Source organism: Rhodococcus sp. KRD197, from assembly GCF_017168235.1.
GTDB lineage: Bacteria > Actinomycetota > Actinomycetes > Mycobacteriales > Mycobacteriaceae > Rhodococcoides.
On sequence record NZ_JABFAO010000093.1, the window covers coordinates 1 to 1,476 of the forward strand.

The 1,476-nt window shown below is 62.6% G+C and carries 1 protein-coding gene; it reads left to right on the forward strand.

Annotated elements, in window-relative coordinates; translation table 11 throughout:
- Window positions 1–1,476: non-ribosomal peptide synthetase (locus J1M86_RS25960; protein ID WP_206511931.1), on the forward strand; the 1,476-nt coding region annotated here is incomplete at both ends.

The following is a 1,476-nucleotide window of genomic DNA, read 5'->3' on the forward strand; positions in this document are numbered from 1 at the left end:
ATTCTGCTGCAGCTGATCTGGATTCTGTTGTGTTGCCTGTTCCGTCGCTCGATGATGCGGCGTACTTGATTTACACGTCCGGTTCGACGGGTGTGCCGAAGGGTGTTGTGGTCACCCACCGCGGGCTCGCTGACATGGCCACACTCGAGCGCGAACGCTTCGAAGTCGAAGTCGGTTCGCGTACACTGTCTTTCGCCTCGACGAGCTTCGATGCCTCGGTCCTCGAACTGATGTTGGCGTTCTGCGGCGGCGCGACGATGGTGATTGCGCCGACCGATGTATTCGGTGGCGCAGAATTGGCACACCTGCTGGCGGAGCAGTCGGTGACACATGCGTTCATCACCCCTGCTGCGTTGGCCTCGGTGGACCCGTCGGAGTTGACTGCTTTGACAGTGGTGGTGACCGGTGGCGACGCCTGCGGTCCGGAGTTGGTGGAGCGGTGGGCTCCCGGCCGGTCGATGTTCAATGCTTACGGTCCGACCGAGGCAACTGTGTTCTCGTCGGTCAGTGAGGCTATGTCCGTCGGTGAGCCGGTCACCATCGGTTCGCCGATTTCCGGGTCCGCGCAGCTCGTCCTGGACACGAGAATGCGTCCGGTTCCGGTGGGTGTTGCGGGTGAGCTGTATCTGGCGGGTCCCGGTTTGGCTCGTGGGTATCACGATCGGTTGGGTTTGACGGCGGAGCGTTTCGTTGCGGCGCCGTTCGGTGTTGGTGAGCGGATGTATCGCACCGGTGATGTGGTGCGCTGGAACAGCTCCGGTGCGCTCGAGTACGTCGGTCGTAGTGACTTCCAGGTGAAGGTGCGCGGTTTCCGTATCGAGCTCGGTGAGATCGATGCGGTCATCGCTGCGCTGCACGAGGTCGATTTCGTCACCACACTCGGTGTCGATGGGTCGGCGGGGAACACCGTGTTGGTCTCGTATGTGTTGCCGGTCGCCGGCCACGAGGTCGATACCGATGTGTTGCGTGAGCATGTGGCGGGTTCGCTGCCCGCGCACATGATTCCGTCTGCGTTCGTGGTGCTCGAGTCCATTCCGTTGACTCCGGCCGGCAAGCTGGACCGGCGCGCACTCCCCACTCCCGAACTCGAACGCTCCACAGCGTACCGAGCGCCACGAACAGATCACGAGCATCGCATCGCTGCCGTGTTCGCAGAGCTCCTCGACGGTGGAGCCATCGGTATCGATGACAGCTTCTTCGAACTGGGTGGAAACTCCCTGGTGGCAACGCGAGTCATCGCGCGGGTCAACGCCGAACTGGGCTCCGGTCTGAGGGTTCTCGACCTCTTCGAAGCGCCCACGGTCGAAGCCCTCGCAGTTCGGGCCACAGACTCCGTTGGCTCTCCGACGCGTCCGGCTCTGGTGCCGATGGAGCGTCCGGATCGGGTGCCGTTGTCGCAGGCGCAGCAGCGGATGTGGTTCATCAATCAGTTCGATACGTCCTCGGCGGCGTACAACATTCCTCTTGCGGTGCAGT